At 71.3% G+C, this 14,137-nt stretch carries 16 protein-coding genes; 7 read left to right on the top strand and 9 right to left on the bottom strand.

The window, feature by feature from the left end:
* Nucleotides 1-26: 26 nt before the first annotated feature.
* The 4 genes from ACZ7M3_RS39905 (at nucleotide 27) to ACZ7M3_RS39890 (ending at nucleotide 3,468) form a co-directional block, all read left to right on the top strand.
* Nucleotides 27-728 (top strand): DedA family protein, encoded by a 702-nt coding sequence (locus tag ACZ7M3_RS39905; RefSeq protein WP_472070191.1) that lies wholly within the window; start codon nucleotides 27-29, stop codon nucleotides 726-728.
* Nucleotides 725-1,333 carry a phosphatase PAP2 family protein gene (locus tag ACZ7M3_RS39900; RefSeq protein ID WP_472070189.1) on the top strand — a complete coding sequence of 203 codons (609 nt, stop codon included), beginning with the start codon at nucleotides 725-727 and terminating at the stop codon, nucleotides 1,331-1,333. Before ACZ7M3_RS39905 ends, ACZ7M3_RS39900 begins: the two co-directional genes overlap by 4 nt.
* A 111-nt stretch (nucleotides 1,334-1,444) precedes the next feature.
* A complete protein-coding gene (locus ACZ7M3_RS39895; RefSeq protein WP_388520281.1) occupies nucleotides 1,445-2,107 on the top strand; it encodes a response regulator transcription factor in 663 nt (220 codons plus the stop codon).
* Nucleotides 2,104-3,468, top strand: coding sequence for a sensor histidine kinase (locus ACZ7M3_RS39890; RefSeq protein WP_472070187.1), 1,365 nt, complete (start codon nucleotides 2,104-2,106; stop codon nucleotides 3,466-3,468). The genes ACZ7M3_RS39895 and ACZ7M3_RS39890 overlap by 4 nt, the downstream gene beginning before the upstream one ends.
* Nucleotides 3,469-3,527: 59 nt before the next feature.
* Here ACZ7M3_RS39890 and ACZ7M3_RS39885 read toward each other — a convergent pair whose 3' ends face one another.
* The 3 genes from ACZ7M3_RS39885 to ACZ7M3_RS39875 form a co-directional block, all read right to left on the bottom strand.
* Nucleotides 3,528-4,355, bottom strand: a complete 828-nt coding sequence (locus tag ACZ7M3_RS39885) for a COG4705 family protein (RefSeq protein WP_355618482.1) — start codon at nucleotides 4,353-4,355, stop codon at nucleotides 3,528-3,530.
* Between the two features lie 87 nt (nucleotides 4,356-4,442).
* Complete coding sequence (locus tag ACZ7M3_RS39880; RefSeq protein WP_472070185.1) at nucleotides 4,443-5,354, bottom strand: lysylphosphatidylglycerol synthase transmembrane domain-containing protein; 912 nt, start codon at nucleotides 5,352-5,354, stop codon at nucleotides 4,443-4,445.
* A gap of 39 nt (nucleotides 5,355-5,393) precedes the next feature.
* On the bottom strand, nucleotides 5,394-6,890 hold the full coding sequence (locus ACZ7M3_RS39875) for a hypothetical protein (protein ID WP_472070281.1): 1,497 nt from the start codon (nucleotides 6,888-6,890) through the stop codon (nucleotides 5,394-5,396).
* 214 nt (nucleotides 6,891-7,104) lie between these two features.
* On the opposite strand from ACZ7M3_RS39875, the gene ACZ7M3_RS39870 reads away from it, so the two are divergent.
* Together ACZ7M3_RS39870 and ACZ7M3_RS39865 are read left to right on the top strand one after the other, a co-directional pair.
* Complete coding sequence (locus ACZ7M3_RS39870) at nucleotides 7,105-7,488, top strand: BlaI/MecI/CopY family transcriptional regulator (protein ID WP_099944167.1); 384 nt, start codon at nucleotides 7,105-7,107, stop codon at nucleotides 7,486-7,488.
* The gene (locus ACZ7M3_RS39865) at nucleotides 7,485-8,381 is read left to right on the top strand and encodes a M48 family metalloprotease (protein ID WP_472070183.1); all 897 of its coding nucleotides are present in this window, start codon (nucleotides 7,485-7,487) and stop codon (nucleotides 8,379-8,381) included. Before ACZ7M3_RS39870 ends, ACZ7M3_RS39865 begins: the two co-directional genes overlap by 4 nt.
* Before the next feature lie 71 nt (nucleotides 8,382-8,452).
* Here ACZ7M3_RS39865 and ACZ7M3_RS39860 read toward each other — a convergent pair whose 3' ends face one another.
* Nucleotides 8,453-9,304 carry a COG4705 family protein gene (locus ACZ7M3_RS39860; RefSeq protein WP_472070181.1) on the bottom strand — a complete coding sequence of 284 codons (852 nt, stop codon included), beginning with the start codon at nucleotides 9,302-9,304 and terminating at the stop codon, nucleotides 8,453-8,455.
* A 200-nt stretch (nucleotides 9,305-9,504) separates the two neighbouring features.
* Nucleotides 9,505-9,846 carry a hypothetical protein gene (locus ACZ7M3_RS39855; protein ID WP_472070179.1) on the bottom strand — a complete coding sequence of 114 codons (342 nt, stop codon included), beginning with the start codon at nucleotides 9,844-9,846 and terminating at the stop codon, nucleotides 9,505-9,507.
* A 95-nt stretch (nucleotides 9,847-9,941) separates the two neighbouring features.
* Here ACZ7M3_RS39855 and ACZ7M3_RS39850 point away from each other — a divergent pair, with 95 nt between their 5' ends.
* A complete protein-coding gene (locus tag ACZ7M3_RS39850) occupies nucleotides 9,942-10,562 on the top strand; it encodes a TetR/AcrR family transcriptional regulator (RefSeq protein WP_472070177.1) in 621 nt (206 codons plus the stop codon).
* 36 nt (nucleotides 10,563-10,598) lie between these two features.
* On the opposite strand, the gene ACZ7M3_RS39845 is transcribed toward ACZ7M3_RS39850, so the two are convergent.
* From ACZ7M3_RS39845 to ACZ7M3_RS39830, 4 genes are all read right to left on the bottom strand, one after another.
* Nucleotides 10,599-11,669: an alpha/beta fold hydrolase gene (locus ACZ7M3_RS39845; protein ID WP_472070279.1), complete on the bottom strand. Its 1,071-nt coding sequence runs from the start codon at nucleotides 11,667-11,669 to the stop codon at nucleotides 10,599-10,601.
* 73 nt (nucleotides 11,670-11,742) lie between these two features.
* Nucleotides 11,743-12,357 (bottom strand): GOLPH3/VPS74 family protein, encoded by a 615-nt coding sequence (locus ACZ7M3_RS39840; RefSeq protein WP_472070175.1) that lies wholly within the window; start codon nucleotides 12,355-12,357, stop codon nucleotides 11,743-11,745.
* Between the two features lie 19 nt (nucleotides 12,358-12,376).
* A complete protein-coding gene (locus tag ACZ7M3_RS39835; RefSeq protein WP_472070173.1) occupies nucleotides 12,377-13,675 on the bottom strand; it encodes a YbfB/YjiJ family MFS transporter in 1,299 nt (432 codons plus the stop codon).
* A gap of 31 nt (nucleotides 13,676-13,706) precedes the next feature.
* Entirely contained in the window at nucleotides 13,707-14,009 is a 303-nt protein-coding gene (locus ACZ7M3_RS39830; protein WP_472070171.1) for a muconolactone Delta-isomerase family protein, read from the bottom strand.
* Nucleotides 14,010-14,137: the final 128 nt, after the last annotated feature.

Below are 14,137 nucleotides of genomic sequence, written 5' to 3'. Positions count from 1 at the left end.
CGTCCAGTATGAGAGGGCTCCCGGCGATGGCCGCACCTTTGTTCGCAGCGTCACAGCTCGGATCACAGCTCGGGTCGGAGCTGGCGGTGAACATCCTCAGCGCCCAGTCCCTGCTCGCCGCCTTCGGCGTGCTGGGTGTCGGCGTGGTGATGTTCGCGGAGACAGGGCTGCTGATCGGCTTCTTCCTGCCCGGTGACTCGCTGCTGTTCACGGCGGGCCTGCTGTGCACGGGGTCGGGCCACGGCGGCCTGAAGCTCTCCCTGGGGCCGCTCCTGGTCTGCGCCGCCGTGGGCGCGCTGGCCGGCTCCCAGTGCGGCTATCTCATCGGACGCAAGGCGGGCGGCGCGCTGCTCGCCCGCAGCGGCTCGCCCCGGCTGCACGAGGGGGCCGAGCGCGCCGAGGAGCTGCTGGAGCGGTACGGCCACGCGAAGGCGATCGTGCTGGCCCGCTTCGTCCCGGTCGTGCGCACGGTGCTGAACCCCATGGCGGGCGCCCTCCAGGTTCCCGCCCGCACGTTCACCGTGTGGCAGGTCGTCGGCGGTCTCGTCTGGAGCATCGGCCTCACCCTCGCGGGCTACGGACTGGGCTCGTCGATTCCGAACGTCGACCGCTATCTGCTCCCGATCATCGGCGTGATCGTCATCGTGTCGCTGATCCCGCTGGCCGCCGAGTTCCGCCGCTCCCGCAAGGCCGCTGCCACGACCGCGGAGAAGGGTGCCGAGGGATGATCCTCGCGTTCAACGGGTCGTCGATCGACGGCTCCACCTACACCTACGTGGTGAATCTCGCTCATGACTCCCCGTCCTGGCTGGACAGCCTGGTGTCCGCCTGGTCGACGTACGGGCTGGCGCTGTTCGCCGTTCTCATGCTCGTGGGCTGGTGGCGGGCCCGTCGCAGCAGCGCCCGGGCGGCGATGGTCGCGCTCGCGGTGCCGGTGATCGTCGTCGTGGCGTTCGGGGTGGACTCCCTGTTCAAGATGGTCGTGCGCGAGGACCGCCCCTGTCAGAGCCTGCACGTGAAAACACTGGAGGCGTGTCCTGCGCCGGGCGACTGGTCCTTCCCCAGCAATCACACCGTCATCGCCGCCGCGGCCGCCGTGGCCCTGCTCCACGTCTCCCGTCGTCTCGGCACCATAGCCCTGCTGGGCGCCTGCCTGATGGCCGTCTCCCGGGTCTGGGTCGGTGCGCACTATCCGCACGACGTGGTCGCCGGTGTCCTGGTCGGCACGCTGATCGCGATGCTGCTGACGACCCTCCTGCGCAGACTCCCCGACCCGCTGGCGGGCCGCCTGACGGACTCGCGGCTGCTGCGGCCGTTGCTGGTCGCGGCGTAGGCCCACTCCTACGGCTACGGCTACGGGAACGGGAACGGGAACGGGCAAGCACCCTTCCGGAGCGGCTGAAGGCCACCGGAGCGGCTGAAGGCTGAAGGCTGAAGGAGGACCATGCGGCACACGATCCTGGTCGTCGAGGACGATCACGCCCTGCGTGACGTCCTGCTGCGCGGGCTGCGCGACGAGGGCTTCGACACCGTGCCCGCCCCGGACGGGGCGACCGCGCTGCGGCTGGCCGGGGACGACGTCGACGCGGCCGTGTTGGACGTCGGGCTGCCCGACGCGGACGGGCGGGACGTGTGCCAGGCGATCAGAGCCAATGGCTTCCTCTCGCCCGTCATCTTCCTGACCGCCCATCACCACCTCACGGACCGACTGGCGGGCTTCTCGGCCGGCGGCGACGACTATCTGCCCAAGCCGTTCCACCTGACGGAGCTGGCCGCCCGGCTGCGGGCGGCGCTCAAGCGCAGCGGACCGCTCCCGGCCACCACCGCCGGGGACCTGGTCCTGGACCCGGTCGGGCACAGCCTCACCGTCCAGGGCACCCGGGTCGGCCTCACCCCGACGGAGTTCCGGTTGCTGGCGGCGCTGATGGCGGGGGCCGGGGACATCGTCCGCAGGCGGGAGCTGGTCAGGGCCGGCTGGCCGGAAGGCGCCCAGGTCAGCGACAACACGCTGGACCAGTATCTGACCCGGCTGCGCCGCAAGCTCCGGGACGGCGGCAGCGCGCTGACCATCACCACGGCGCGCGGCATCGGCCACCGGCTGTCATGAGGGCGTTCGCCTCCCGCTGGTGGCCGCGCACCCTGCGAGGCCGGCTCTCCCTGGTCGCGCTCACCACGGCAACGATCCTGATGGTGATCCTCACGGTCGCGTTCAACACGGTCGTACGCCGTCACCTTCAGCACCAGGCGGACGACGAGCTGCGCACCCGGGCCGCCGCCGTCGCCGCGACCGTCGTCACCGACGGCTCCCGGGTGCGGGTCCTGGAGACCCCGGGCGAGGAGCTCCTCGACACGAACGTGTGGATCTACTCGGGCAGCCGACTGCTCGAGAAGCCTCCGTCCGCCACCGCCACCAGCCCGCTGACCCGGGCCACCGGCCGGCTCGTGGCGCGCGGCGCCAGTCACTGCGTCACCGTGCACAGTCACGACGAGGTACGGCTGTGCTCGCGCCCGGTGCCCGGTGGCAAGGGCGCCGCCGTCGTCGTCACCGCACTCGACCTCTCCCCGTACCGCGGCTCGGCCGACACGATGCTCTTCGCGTCCCTCGCCCTCGACGCCGCGATGCTCGCCTGCACCTATGCGCTGACGCGGCTGGCGGTGGGCCGCGCCCTGCGTCCCGTGCGTTCGATGACCGAGCACGCCACCCGGTGGAGCGCGATAGCCTCCCAGGAGCGCTTCGGCGCCGTGACCCGTCCCACCGAACTCGCCCAGCTGGGCGGTTCGCTGGACGCCCTCCTCGACCGCATCCGCGCGCTGCTGCGGCACGAGCAGCAGCTCACCCGGGAGCTGTCGCACGAGCTGCGGAACCCGCTCGCCCGGATCATCGCCGAGCTCGACTGGTGGGGAACCCGCCCCCGCTCCGACGCCGACACCAAGACCACGCACGCGGCGATCGCCGACGCGGCCCGGTCCATGCGCACGATCTGCGACACCCTGCTCGACGAGGCCCGCGACAGCGCGGCCACCGCGCCCGGCACGGCCGACGTGCTGCCGGTGCTGCACCGCCTGGTGGACCGCCTCGGCCCCACGAAGGCGGGCGTGGAGGTCGTCGTCGCCGCCTGCGACGCGCGGTTGTCGGCCGGGGTGCCGGACGCCCTTCTGGAGCGCATCGTCAGCCCGCTGCTCGACAACGCCCTACGGCACGCGCGCACCCGGGTCGAGATCCTGGCCCGCGCCCGGCCCGGCGGCGTACGCGTCGAGGTCGGGGACGACGGTCCCGGCGTACCGGCGTCGTTCGCGGCGCAGCTCTTCCAGCCCGGCCGGCGCGCCGATCCCGAGGACGGACACGGCGGAGCGGGCCTCGGGCTGCCGCTGGCGCGACGCCTGGCCCGCTCCGCCGGCGGGGAGGTGGACCACGACGGGCGGCGCACCCCCGGCGCGACGTTCGTGGTCACGCTTCCCGCGGGTTGAGCACGTCGTCCCGCCTGAAGACCTCTGCTCGCGGCCCCTGCCGCAGGCTGAGCTCCCGCTTACGGGAGGCTGAGCTCCCGCTCGGACTCGGTGACGTCCTTGCGGGTCATCGACAGGTACACCACCAGAGCGAGGATGACCGCGAGGAACAGCACGCTGGTGACCGTGGTGCCCAGGCCCAGGCCGCCGTCGCCGGTCGGCTGCGAGAGGTAGTCGCCCATGGAGGCACCCAGCGGGCGGGTCAGGATGTACGCGATCCAGAAGCTCAGCACGGCGTTCAGGCCGAGCGCGAAGTGCGCGACCGCCACCGCGGCGATGGCAAGGCCGAACAGGATCGCGGACACCCAGTATCCGAGGGCCATCTTCTCCGCGACGAGGTCACCGGCAGCGGTGCCCAACGCGAAGGTGAACAGCACGGCCAGCCAGTAGTAGGCCTCGCGGGACACCGTGTCGATGCTGTGGATGGACAGCGTTCCCTCGCGGCGGTACCAGATGGCGAAGACGACGGCGAGGGCGACGGCGAACACGGTGGTACAGGTCGTCAGCGACACGCCCAGATTGTCGGTGAGGTTGTCGCTGATCAGCGTGCCGACGACGCTGATCAGGGCCACGGCGAACCAGTACACGCCGGGCCGGTAGGCCTTCGTGCGGAACTGGACGACGAGGACCCCTGCCAGCAGCGCGCTCATGAGCAGCGACACGCCGGTCAGGCCCATGCCCAGGTTCGAGTTCAGGAAGTCCGCCGCGGTCTCGCCGACCGTGGTGCACAGCACCTTGATGATCCAGAAGTACGCGGTGACCTCGGGAACCTTGTTCCAGCGGAGGCGGTGGCCGGGGGCCGCCCCACTGCGGACATAAGCCCCGGGCGTCTCAGAAGTCTCAGTCATGAGGCCCGACCCTGCCAGTGGGACTCTGAACACATCCTGACTATCTGATGGCGGGGGCGACGGGGGGACGGGCAGCGTGAGCGTCGTTCAGAGGACCTTGCGGCGGGCCAGTACGGCCAGTGCCAGCAGCCCGGGGATCAGGGGCAGCCACACCGTCAGCAGCCGGTAGCCGAGGACCACCGACGCCGCCGCACCGCCTGGGACTCCGGCCAGCGTGAGGGCCACGGCGAGCGCCGCGTCCAGGGAACCGATCCCACCGGGCGTGGGCAGGAGTACGGCGGCGCTGCTCGCGGCGAGGTAGGCCAGCGCCACCTGGGCCGGGGGCAGCGGCAGTTCGAGGGCCTGGGCCACGGCGACGACCACGGTGGCGTGCAGCGCGGCGAAGGCCAGCGAGCCGCCCCACAGCGCGGCCGCGCGCGCCGGGACCTCGTGCACGGCACGGACGTCGACCAGCACGGCCCGCAGCGCGCGCCGCGCCGGCCCGCGCAGCAGTACGGCGGCGCTGACCACCACGGCGAGCGCGATCGCAACCGCCGCCGCCGAGATGTGCGGCAGACGGAGCAGGCCGGGGCAGGCCAGCGCGAGCACGGCGATCAGGAAGCCGCGCGAGACGGCCCCGGCGGTGGCCTTCACACCGAGCGCGGTCGCCGACCGGACGACCGGCAGACCGCACCGGGTCAGGAAGCGGAGGTTGACCGCGCCCGCGCCGAGGCCCGCGGGCAGCACATGGTTGGCGGCGGAGGCCGCGAACTGGACGGCCACCAGCTGCCGGACGGGCAACGGCCGGGTCACCGCCCCTTGTTGGGCGAGAGCCGAACACACCCAGGTCGCCACGGTGGCGACGGCCGCCACGAGCAGCCAGCCGCGGTCGGCGACGGCCAGCCGGCCGGCGCCGGTCTCGATCACCGGCCAGTGGCGCCGGCCGAGACAGACCGCGCCCACCACCACGGCGAGGGTCACCGCGGTGTGCAGGGAGACCCGCCTACTGACGGTGGTCACGACTGTCGTCGGCGCCGGGCGGAAGGAGGGGCATGTCGCTCAGCCTGCCCGGACGGCGGGGGCGACGTACACCATCAGCCGGCCGACGCGGTGCGCTTCCCACGTGCGGGCGTACGTGGGTGGCTTCTGGCCCGGTGTGAGCAGCACGCCGACCGGGAGCCGCTGTCCGGCCCGCACTATGGCGTCGACGGTGGTGTTGGCGTTGTGGCCGACGGTGTCGACGGAGGAGCACCCGGTGTAGAAGGCGATCGGGACGTCCTCGTAGCCGGTCAGCATGCAGGGCGGCTTCACCCCCAGCCGGTGCAGCTGCGTCGCGGTGTCGGCCCAGTCCTCGTGGGAGACGGTAGTGCCATGCACGGTGTGGTGCAGCACCGCGAACTGCACCGCGAGATGCCCGGCCAGGCCGAGCGCCACCAGGGTGGCGGCCACCGGTCGCCTTCCGCCGCCGGGCGCGGTCACCAGGTGGATCAGGGCGTCGGCGGCCGGGATGGCCAGCAGGATGTACACGGGCAGCAGGAAGCGCGGCGCCGCGTATCCGATCATGAAGAGGTACGGGAAGCCCACCAGCGCGGCGCAGGCCAGAGGCAGCAGGCTGTTCACCCGGCGCCGGGCCTTGACGGCGATCACCGCTCCGAGGACGGCCACGACGGGCAGCGCGAACCACCACAGCATCACCGGCGGGGCGGGCATCGCCCCGGTGCAGGGACGGCACAGGGCGCGCCCGCCGAGGCTGCGTATCTGGTCGTCGAAGGCTAAGTTCCAGCCCAGGCCACCCTGGATCTCGGACCCGTCGGAGAGCCGCTGGGCCAGGCCGCCGTAGCTGACAAACGCCTCGACGACCCACTCGCCCGCGCCGGCGACCAGGCCCGCGACGAGCGCCACCAGCAGCCTCGGGCTCCGCCAGCGGCGTACGCACACGACGAGGAAGAACAGCGGCAGGGTCACGTAGACCGCGTCGGTGGGCCGCATCCACGCCATCAGCGCGGCGCTCAGGCCCACGCCCCACAGCGCCGCCCGGTCGAAGCGGTCGGCCTGGGCGCGCAGGAAGCAGCCGACGCAGGCCAGGGCGCCGATCGCGACCCAGTAGTTGGGCATGGCCTGCGGGCCGTAGAAGAGGGTCACCCAGAGCGTGGCGAACAGGGCGCCCGCCCCCGCCAGTACCCGCGTCGGGAACAGTCCGCGCCAGGCGCGCAGCGCCACGAACAGGCCGAGTCCGGAGAGCACCGCGAGGTAGACGCGCAGCAGGGCGGTGGACGAGGACCAGGACGCGATCGGTGCCACCAGCAGCGACACTCCGCGGGCGCGCGGGGCGCTGAAGAAGGCGGCGGGGGCGTCCGAGCCGACCTGGCTGACGTAGACGGTCTCGTCCCAGCCGAGCCCCATGCCCGGCCGTACGAGGATCAGTTGGGCCAGAGTGAAGGCGCCCGCGACCAGGGCCAGCCACTGCTGGCCGTGCGGCCGTCTGAAGATGCGTTTCGTCGAGGGCGGACTGCGGCGATCGGTGCCGACAAACGGACGGTTCACAGTCTTGGCCATCATCCACCCTTCGCCCTACATTCTGTAGGGTCCTTCACCCTACAAGACATGGAGTCAAGGGGGAAGTTGAGCAAAACACAGTCAAATTACCGTGGAACAAGCGGGGATGCAGGGGATGTCGGGGATGCAGCCCGGGCCCCCCTCGTACCAGCCCTGAGCGCATTCGTACGCCCTCACCACCCCCCGTGCCCCTACGCGCTGTAAGGTGACGGACATGGCTCGCACAGGCCCCCACGGCCGAGCGGAACGACGCAGTGCCGGTGAGCTGGAGAGCGAAGTCCTCGCCGCTCTTTGGGCCACCGACGAGGCCCTCACCCCCGCCGACATCCAGGGTGAGATCGGCGGCAACCTCGCCTACAACACCGTTCACACCATCCTCAAACGCCTGTACGACAAGGGCCTGGTCCTGCGTGACGTCGACGGCCGGCGCGGCGCGTACCGGCCCGCCAAGAACGCCGCCGAACTGACCGCCGAGGCCATGCACGAGGCGCTCGACCGGGGACCCGACCCGATCGCGGCCCTCCAGCAGTTCGTCACCGGCCTGAGCCCCCAGGAGGAAGAGGCCCTGCGGGATCTCCTCGGGGGGAGCGGGACGTGAGGATCGACGTCTACATCCCCCTCATCCTGCCGTTGCTACTGACGGCTGTCGCGTCGCAGGTGGGTCTCAAGGTCTCCCCCGCGCTGGCCGCCCGCGTCCTCACCATCGCCGCCGTACTGGCCGCCACCGCCTCCACCTGGGCGCTGCTCCTGCTCGCCGCCACCCTGGTCAACGAGGCGCCGCACGTGGCCACGGAGGCCGGCGAGGACGGGCGGCGGCTGCCCGAACCGGTCCCGGTGGCGATCGCCGTCGCCGCGATCATGCTCCTGTGGCTGATCGGCTTCCGGCTCGTTCGCGCCCTGCGCGCCCACTACGCGACCCGCCGCGTCCTCGATCGGCTGTGCGAGGGACATCCGCCCGACAGTGAACTCATCGTCGCCGCCTCCTCGACGCCCCGGGCCTTCGCGATCCCCGGCACGCCGGGCCGGATCCTGGTCACGGCCGCCATGCTCGGGGCGCTGGAACCGGCGGAGCGGCGCGTACTGCTGGCCCACGAGCGCGCCCATCTCGCCCACCGCCACTCGGTGCTGTCGACCGCGGTAACCCTGGCCGCCGCCGCCAACCCGGCGCTCGCACCCGTGCGCACCACCGTCGCCTTCCTGGTGGAGCGCTGGGCCGACGAGGAGGCCGCGCGGCGCGTCGGGGACCGCCGTACCACCGCCCGCGCCCTCGCCCGGGCCGCCCTTGTCGCCCAACGTGCTCGGCCGGGCTGCGCCCTGAGCTTCTCCGAACACGCGGTCACCCGCCGGATCGCCGCCCTGCAGACGGCCCCGCCGCCGAACCTGTGGTCCATCGGCGTGGCCGTCCTCGCCCTCGGCGCCCTGCCCGCGTTCGGCGCGCTGGACGCCACCGGCGATCTGCTGCGCCTGCTCGGCGAGAGCCTGCCGGGGTAGGCCTTACGGGGGCAGGGCCTGTCTTTCGGTGAGGTCTGGCTCGTCCTTCGGTGAGGTCTGGCTCGCCGGTCTCAGGTGGCGAGCGTCCTGCGCTCCCGCAGGTGGGCATAGCCCATGAGAGCGACGAGCACCGCGAACAGCACGGCCGACGAACCCGCCGTGCCGAGGTCGAGGCCGCCCTTGGCGGTCGGCTTGGTGAGGAAGTCGCCCGCGGTCGCGCCGAGCGGACGGGTGAGGACGAAGGCGATCCAGAACAGCAGCACGTTCGGCACCGCGGGGACGCGCATCAGTGCGACGAGGACCGCGAGCAGCCCGGTGACGAGCAGCGCGCCGCCCGCGTAACCGAGCCCGGAGCTGTCCGACAGGAAGTCGCCCATCGAGGTGCCGAGGGTGTTCGACACGAGGATCGCCGACCAGAAGAGGGCCTCGGCCCGGAAGGTCACGATGTCGCGGATGACGAACGTCATCCCGGTGAACTTCCAGACGGTGAAGATCACGACCAGCAGCGAGATCAGGATCGCGGCGCCCGCGGGGTACCCGAGTCCCAGGCCCTGCGGACCCCAGCCCAGCGAGGTGGCCCCGTCGGAGAGGTACTTGGCGCTGGCGTCACGGTTCATGAAGTCGGACATCGTGGTGCCCGCCATGCTGGTGGAAAGGATCACCGTCCAGTAGAAGAAGGGGTTGTAGCGGCGCGACCTGAGCTGCACGACCAGCGTGACCATGAAGATCAGGAACAGCAGGATCGTGGTGAGGAAATAGCCCAGCTTGAGGGTCTGCGCGAAGAGGTCACCCGCGGTCTCGCCGAGTGTCGTCGCGGCGATCTTCATGATCCAGAAGGCCAGGGTCACCTCTGGCAGCTTCTTCATCACGGAGGCGCCGGGGTCGACGGCTCGGGGGCCGGCGACGAGTTCCGTCTTGTCCAACGTTCGCTCCTGGGGGGTGCATCGACGTCCCCCAGGGCCACGGCCGAAGGAGGGCGCGTGTCCATTGGCTCAGTGTTGCGCAGGCCTGCGCGCCACGCCGATCAACGCGGCGGTCGCAGCCTGAACGCATCCTGAACACGCGATCAGGCCTCCGGGAGGTCGTCCCGCGCGGGCACCCCTCTCAGGCTCTGATCGATCCGTTACGGCCCAGTGCGTCGGCCGGGTGAGGAGCGCCAGGGCGCGGACGTGGGCGACGGCGGTGGCGGGCAGACGGGTGAGGAGTCGCGGGCCGTGCGGGCGTGGTCGTCGGCCATCGCGAGCGCGGTGTCCAGGGTTCCGGTCCGCTCCAGCACGGCGCGGAGCCGGCACAGGGCGAGCTCCGGTTCGGTCTCGTCCAGCAGGGCACGGCGCAGCGCCGCACGGCTCTCGGGGTCCGCGCGGCGGTGGGCGATCGGCACGGGCAGGGTGGGACGGCGGTTGCGGACGTCGCTGTCGGAGGGCTCGCCCCTGGCGCGCGCGGCGATCGGGTCGTACGGCAGCACGCCGTCGCGGATCTGGAAGCAGATCCCGATCAGACGGTTTCACCGCACGAACCCGACCGCAGTCAGAGGTAGTCGACCGGTCGTACAATTTCGTCATGGGACGAACCAGCGACGCCAGGGAAAAGATCCTCAGCGCCGCGCAGTCGCTCATCGAGCTGCGCGGCTACTCGGCGCTGGGGGTGGCCGAGATCTGCAAGGCGGCCGGCGTGCCCAAGGGCAGCTTCTACTACTTCTTCGCGTCCAAGGAAGCCCTCGCCCTGGCCGTGCTCGACGAACACTGGGACGCCCAGAAGAGCGCCTGGGCACGCGTCCTGAACAGCGACGAGGAACCCCTGCGGCGGCTGTACCGGCTGTTCGAGGAGACGGAGGCCGGCCAGCGCGCCGGCCAGCAGAGCTGCGGCACCGTGTCCGGCTGCCTGTTCGGGAACCTCAGCCTGGAGATGAGCAACCACACCGAGCCCATCCGCACCCGCCTGCAGGAGATCTTCGACGCGCAGGTCGAGATGGTCGAGTCGGTCATCACCGAGGCCCGTGCGCGCGAGGAGGTCACCACTCTCGACAGCCGGGAAACGGCACGGGCGGTGGTCGCCCAACTGGAGGGGCAGGTGCTGTTCGCCAAGCTCTACAACAACACCAGTCGGCTCAGCCCCCTGTGGGCGAACTGCCTGGCCCTGCTCGGTGCCCGCGCGCCACAGGAGGCCGTGGCGGGCGCCTGACGCCCACCACGACACCGTTCAGAGGTTTCAACGGATTCAGAGGGCATTGACCTCGATGACCGCCTTGACGAATGCCGCAGGGGCTTCTTGCGGCAGGTTGTGACCGATGCCCTTCAGCGTCCGGTGGTCGTACGCGCCGGTGAAATGCGCGCGATAAGAGGCACCGTTCCCCGGCGGCGTGAAGGGATCCAGTTCGCCGTCAAGGGTGATCGTCGGCTGCGCGATGGCGGGACTCTGGGCAAGTTGCTTTTCCAGACGATCGAATCGCGGGTCGCCCTTGGCCAGACTCAGGCGCCACCGGTAGTTGTGGATCACGATGGGAACCCAGTCCGGATTGTCGAAGGCGGTCGCGGTCCGATCGAATGTGGCGTCATTGAAGTGCCATGTCGGGGAGACGTTCTTCCAGATGAGTTTCGCGAAATCGTGCTTGTACTGTGCGAGGCCGAGCCGTCCTCTTTCGGTGGCGAAATAGTATTGATACCACCACGCCCATTCGGCCTTCGGCGGCAGCGGCGCCTTTTGGGTTTCACGATTGGTGATGAGATAACCGCTCACGGAGACCAGGGCCTTGCAGCGCTCCGGCCAGAGCACCGCGATGATGTCGGCCGTCCGCGCTCCCCAGTCGAAACCGGCGAGGATCGCCTTCTCGATCTTCAGCGCGTCCATGAGCGCGATGATGTCGAGCGCGATCACCGACTGCTGGGCGTTGCGGAACGTCTTGTCCGAACGGAACCGCGTGGTGCCGTGACCGCGCAGGTAGGGCACGATCACCCGGTGGCCCGCCGCGGCGAGCCGGGGAGCCACATCGACATAGCTGTGAATGTCGTAGGGCCAGCCGTGCAGCAGAACGACCGGGGGGCCGTGAGCGGGGCCGACGTCCGCATACCCTATGTTCAGCTCTCCGGCACGGATCTGCTTCAGCGGGCCGAAAGAGGTGTGTGTTCCGGCCTGGGTCGCGGGCGGAATTGCGGACTTTTCTCCGTCGGCCGCGGAGGCCGACGAAGAGGATGAGACGGAGGCCGATGTCACCGGGAGCGCCGGCAGCGAGGCTCCGGCTGTTCCCACGGTGAGAATCCGGGAAAACGTGCGCCTGTCTATGGCATTCACCTTTCTTGACCGGTGCGTGACCAGTGGCAGAATCGACAAGGCCGGCACGTCATAAATGGCGTCATGGACGACGTCATGTGCCGTCGCCACCTCGCCAGATGTTGTCGAAGGCCGCGTCCTCGATGCTTCGCCGCTGCCGTACCGCTTCCAGTTCCGTCACCGCACCGTTGACGGCGGCCAGCACGGTCAGGACCGAGTCGTCTACGAGACCCGCGGCCTCCTCGGTCGACTCGTCGTGGATGCCCACGGCGGCCGCGAGGACGGTGAGGATGGGCTCACCCGCGGTCCAGCGTTCGTCCGCGTGGCTGCGATCCGGCGAGTCGGCCGCTTCCGTACGGCCGCCACCGAAGGGAATCCAGCGGTGGCGCGGCCGGGCGAGCTGTCCCTCCGCCTCCAGGTCCGCGCGATAGGCCGCGGACAGCCCACGGCCCCGGCGCCACAGCCAGTCGTCCACGGACTCGTACGGCCTCTGCCGGACCAGCGACGCCACGGCCCCGTCCAACAGACGGTCGCCCATGGTCCACTGCGCGCCGGGCACGATGAGGTCGTCCTCCAGCGTAATGGCCTGGGCCTCGATGAGGTCGACCAGTTCGGCTCCCGCGAGGGCCAGCGAAAGGTCGCCCTGCTCGACGGGTCGGCTGGACGGGACGTCCATGGCGATCATCAGCAGGTCCCGCGGTGTGGTCATGACGGACTCCACGTCTGAGTCATCGGTGGCTGCCCGCGTCCGCGGCGGATTCCGTCGGTGCGGGCTGTCGTACCGGGGCGGTAGCTCGCACTACCACCATGTGGTGCGGGAAGCCGATGCGCAGCACGGCGGCGGCCACGGCCGCCACGAGAACCACGGAAGCGGCCAGGATCAGGGCCTGCTGATAGCCGTGGTGGAGCAGGGGCGCGACCACAAGCGGGCCGAGGATCTGGCCGACGGAGTATCCGGCGGTCAGGAGCGCGACGGAGCGGGGGAACTCCAGGTGGGCCCCGGTGGCGAGGGCGAGGGTGCTCACCCCGATGAACGTTGCGCCGAACAGCACCGCGGAGGCCAGGGCGGCCGGTGCCCCGCCGATCAGCGCGGGCAGGGCGATGCCCACCGCCTGGACGACGAGCGCGGCGAGCAGCAGGTCGGGGCGGGACCAACGGCGTCCGAGCCGCGCCCACAGCGCGGAGGAGGGCACGGCGGCCAGACCGACCAGCACCCAGGCGCCGCCGCCGAGCGGTCCCGGGGAGCTCTGCTCGATCGCGGCGACCAGGAACGTGCCCGCGATGATGTAGCCGATGCCTTCCAGGGTGTAGGAGGCGCACAGGGCGGTGAACCAGCGGTGCGTTCGCGGCCCGCCGCTGGAATCCGCGGTGGCCGCAGTGTCTGTGGTGGCCTTAGTGGTTTGGTCGGCCTGGGTGGTCGTGGGAGGTGCTTCAGGGCGGAGGTTCCACGAGGCGACGGCGAGGACCGCGGCGAGTGCGGCCGAGGCCCACCAGGCGGCCCGCCAGTCGGCGACGGGGCGCAGGAGCAGCACGAGCAGACCCGACAGGGCGATGCCGGCGCCGACCCCGCCGAAGGCCCATCCGGGCAGATGAGCCGGGTACTCCCGCAGGTGGCTGAGGAGCGAGCTGACCGCGATGACGAAGATCAGAGCGCTGGCAACCCCGGCCAGCAGCCGCAGCGCGCACCACACGGCGGTGTCGTGGGTGGCGGGCATCGCGGCCAGGGTGCCGGTCAGCACGACGAGGGAGGCCCGCAGCAAGGCCCGCGAGCGGACCACCGCGGGGGCCAGGATGCCGACGAGCGCGCCGAGGAGATAGCCAAGGTAGTTGGCGGTGGCCAGGTTCGCGCCGGCACTCGCGGACAGCCCCGCCCCGGCGTGCATCAGCGGAAGGATCGGGGTGTAGACGAACCGGCCGACCCCCATGCCCGCGGCGAGTGCCGCGGCGGCCTGGGCCACGTGGCGCCAGGGCGAGTGCGGCGCGCCGACACTTCCGGCCGACGAGGCGCGCAGGGGTCGTACGCTCATGACGAAGTCCATGCCGCACCGGTCCTCGCCGTCACCGCGCGGTGTCCGTCCGGCCCGGGTCGTTGGGGTGGGACTCGAGCGCGGTGACGTTGAGACTCATCCACGGGCGCAGCGGCAGCGTGCCGAGCACCTTCTCGTGGAGTTCGTCCTCGTCACCGGCACACCAGATGCCGATGCTGCGCAGCTCGCCGACCGGGCGCCACAACCGCGCCAGGTTGCCGGTGGCGGCCAGTTCCCGGGCACGGACGGCCTCGGCGGCGCGCCGCCGGTCGACCTCGTCCTGAGTGGTGCCATCGGGGATCGTGGTGGTGATCTCGACCAGGAACTCTCGCATGGTCCTGCTCCGCTCGATGGGACGTCCGGCGGGCACCGGAACGCCGCGTGGGGTGAGGGTGGCCGGCCGGACGACCGCTGAGGTCGTCCGCCGTCAGGTGTCCCGCCGTGCCGCACTCGGCCGGGTTT

The organism is Streptomyces sp. NPDC111656, assembly GCF_055656965.1.
Note: the sequence above shows the minus strand (reverse complement) of the source record. Positions and strands in the feature narration are given on the sequence as shown.